The 3,427-nt window shown below is 40.0% G+C and carries 4 protein-coding genes; all 4 read right to left on the bottom strand.

Annotation, left to right across the window (positions count from 1 at the left end; translation table 11 throughout):
• On the bottom strand, positions 1-501 hold a 501-nt coding region (locus AC075L_RS17560), incomplete at its 3' end, for a phosphoenolpyruvate-utilizing N-terminal domain-containing protein (RefSeq protein ID WP_476387954.1).
• Positions 502-555: 54 nt separating this feature from the next.
• Positions 556-813, bottom strand: coding sequence for an HPr family phosphocarrier protein (locus AC075L_RS17555; RefSeq protein WP_008703704.1), 258 nt, complete (start codon positions 811-813; stop codon positions 556-558).
• 297 nt (positions 814-1,110) lie between these two features.
• Positions 1,111-2,370, bottom strand: coding sequence for an ABC transporter permease (locus AC075L_RS17550; RefSeq protein ID WP_055053991.1), 1,260 nt, complete (start codon positions 2,368-2,370; stop codon positions 1,111-1,113).
• A gap of 19 nt (positions 2,371-2,389) precedes the next feature.
• Positions 2,390-3,427 (bottom strand): efflux RND transporter periplasmic adaptor subunit (locus AC075L_RS17545; protein WP_476387953.1); only part of this gene is annotated, 1,038 nt, incomplete at its 5' end.

Below are 3,427 nucleotides of genomic sequence, written 5' to 3'. Positions count from 1 at the left end.
AGTTTCACTTGGAGCCAGATCCTCAGCAACGATAATAGATGGTTCTGCAGCATCCATATCTCCCTCATCGTGTCCTGATAATACACGTACCAGACGATCTGAAATATCCTTTATATCTGCCGCTCTTGCTTTCATGTAGTCATCATCCATCTGCGCAAACATGTCTGCAAAATTATCGCCTGTTGTTGCTACTGCATACTCTGCATTTACATTCTCCGTACGGATAATGTTATCAATAGAATCCAGATAGTCCTCATCATCCAGCATCATCTGATGCACTTCAAAAATAGCAGCACCTGATTCTCCAACTTCCCGGAGTGCCTTATCATACAGTTTCTGAAGCTGTTCAACTGCTTTCTCTTTTGCTTCCTGCACACGTGTGATCTCTGCCTCCGGATTTTCTACCTTCGTACGCTTTACACTTGTGTCTGCTTTCTGCAAAATAGAAATCTTTCCAATTGCAATTCCTGAAAATACGGACTTACCTTCTAATACTTTCATTACTCCAATTCTCCTTATTAAAGATTATGGCATAACTGTCTGACATCTTCACAGTTACAGATTATTTTTCAAAAACTCTCTCATTACTTCGGCATCTGCCTCTTCATTCTCGCCTTCCACATGTACTGTTATCTGATCTCCCTGTTTTACTGCAAGATTCATAACACAGAACATCCGCTTCGCATCACCACTGTCTGTTCCTTTAAAAATAGTGATATTGCTCGTAAGCTTTCCAGCTTCCTGCACAAGAAGCAGTCCGGGCCTTGCATGTATTCCAAATTTATCTTTGATGATATAGGTAAATGATACCATCCGCGAACTTTCTCCTGTATAAATAATTCTTTTTGAGATACTCCATTATAGCACAACCTGTCTTTGTACTTCCATATTTTTTTATTTTTTGTACAAATTTTAGCACATTCCTTGACATCTATACAAATTTGATTGTTTTTCTGTTTAAAATCCACAGAAAAATGGTTATTGTTCACTTCGTTTTCAATAACACGCTTTGCAGGATATTACCAGTAAACAGTAACTAAAAATGTTACAGAAAAACAGACTCAATATACAAAGGTATTGTACATCAAGTCTGTTTTATCTATGCAGTGTTTATTCACTTCTCAACGCATCAATAGGATTTAAATTTGCTGCTTTCACAGAGGGAAGCAGTCCAAATACCACGCCTATCACTGTAGAAAACAATACTGCGATCACAATTGATGGCACACTGATCGCAGTAGGCGAACCGGTAACCTTTCCCACCACTTTCGACAGCCCGATTCCTGTTATTACTCCGATAATACCGCCAATACTGGTAAGTACGGAAGCCTCTGTCAGAAACTGTCCCAGAATAGTCTTCTTACGTGCCCCGATAGCCTTTTTCAGACCAATCTCTTTGGTACGCTCCGTAACAGAAACCAACATGATATTCATGACACCAATACCACCCACAAGGAGAGAAATACTTGCAATCCAGATCAGCTGATTATTTGTACTCTCACTGAGCTTCTGCATATTCTTAACCTGCTCCATGATGTCTTCAGCTTTGTATTTCATGGTTGTATTTCCACCTGTATTCAGGGCTGCAATTAAATTATTCAGCGCATCTGCTGCTGCATTTCCCACCGTACTCATAGTATCTGTGCTGTCTGCTTTCACAATTACATTCTGAGGAACATCAAATTTAAAGGAAATCGGCCAGCAGCTGTCCGGAATCATCACACTTCCAACGATTGACTGATAATAAGTGTAATATTCGTCAATACTGTTGATCGTCGGCTGATAATTCTCATCCTGCCGGATCACTCCCACAATCGTATATGGTTCCTGATTGATCTCCACAGTCTGCCCTACCGGGTTCTGTGACGGGAACAGATTCTGTGCCGCATTATCATCGATCAGCGCAACTTTATTGTAATTTTTGTAGTCATCCTTTACAAATCCCCGTCCTGACTGAATCACATATCCGCAGGTAGCCAGATAGTTCACATCAATCCCGTAAACACTTCCGCCTTCCAGACTGTTATTGTTATTATAAATAGATGCGCTGGTACTGTTATAATAAAAAGTTGCATTCTCAACATGGTCCAGATCTTTCACTTCTTCTTTTACATCATCTGTCAGAATCGGTGCTTTTGAAGAATTTCCATATTCCGCATCATATTGATTATCTCCATCATACAGATAAATATTTACTGTATTGGAACCTGCACCTATCAGGTCTTCCTTAATCTGCTCACTGGTTCCTTTGATGGTAGAAACAATTGCAATGATAGACGCAATACCAATAATGATACCCAGCATAGTCAGGAAGGATCTCATCATATGTGACCATATTCCCTGAAAAGCCAGGCGTATATTTTCAAGCATAAAATGTCTCCTTTCTCAATTAATATCCATACATCTGATCCAGAGTAACTTCTTTTGTCTTTGCGCCCTCTTTCACATCTTTTCCATAAGGAAATGCAATCAGATCATCTTCACTGAGTCCACCTTTGACAATCACACTGTAACCGCTATCCACAGTTGCACCTGCAGAAATCTCCTGTTTCTTCAGGATACCATTATCATCTTTATACACATAGTTTTTATTATTATCATTTCTGACAAAAGCCTTCTGGATAACCATACTGTTCTCTGTAGCAGATGCTTCATAATTGACAGTAACCCAGTCCTGATCTTCCAACTGAAGTGTCTTGTCACTTACCACTGCTGTAAATGCATAATAAGACACATTTGGATTACTGCTGCCATAGAAGCTGTTTCCGGTTACAGGATACTCTGAAACATCCATAACTTCTGCTTCAAAAGATCCACTTGTATAACTTGTGCAGTCAAGTTTTGTGCCTTCTTTGATATCATCCAGCATCAGTTCACTGACAGAACCGATCACATAAAAACCATCACTGCTCTTTACTTTGATCAGAGCTTTCCCATCCGTTGTCTCACCACCTCCGGAATCTCCCACATAAGTAACCGTACCATCCAATTTTGCACTGATAAGCTTTTTATTCGCTTTCTTTTCCAGCTGTGATATTTTGATATCGCTTTCCTGAAGGTCCAGTTTCAGGCTGGCAATCTTACTCTTCTGATACTTGATGGCATCTGCTCTGGAAACAGGAGTTCCGGTAGGTTCATCATCACCACCGGCCGGATTATCATCGCCTCCATCATCCGGATTCTTGTCATATTTATCTGCATCTGACAGTGTGAATTCCACTTCTGCAAATTCATACACCGGTTTCTCCAGAAGACTTCCGTTTACCAGATAATAACCTGTACAGGATGTTTTCAGATTATCATAATCTTCTATGGTATCATTCTGATGAAACTCCAGACGGTACCAGTAACCTCCCTGATGAACAATTTTTGTTCCATCAGAACTGTATCCTGCAAGTTTATTAAAAAATGATCCCATCACAGTAAC

The organism is Blautia sp. ZXY-1-B12 (genome assembly GCF_056339915.1).
The sequence above is the reverse complement of the archived record's forward strand: the minus strand, read 5'-3'. Positions and strand labels throughout refer to the sequence as shown.

Excerpts from the sequence above, each read along its gene's own strand:
- AC075L_RS17555 (WP_008703704.1), bottom strand. The coding sequence starts at position 813 with ATGGTATCATTTACCTATATCATCAAAGATAAATTTGGAATACATGCA.
- AC075L_RS17550 (WP_055053991.1), bottom strand. The coding sequence starts at position 2,370 with ATGCTTGAAAATATACGCCTGGCTTTTCAGGGAATATGGTCACATATG.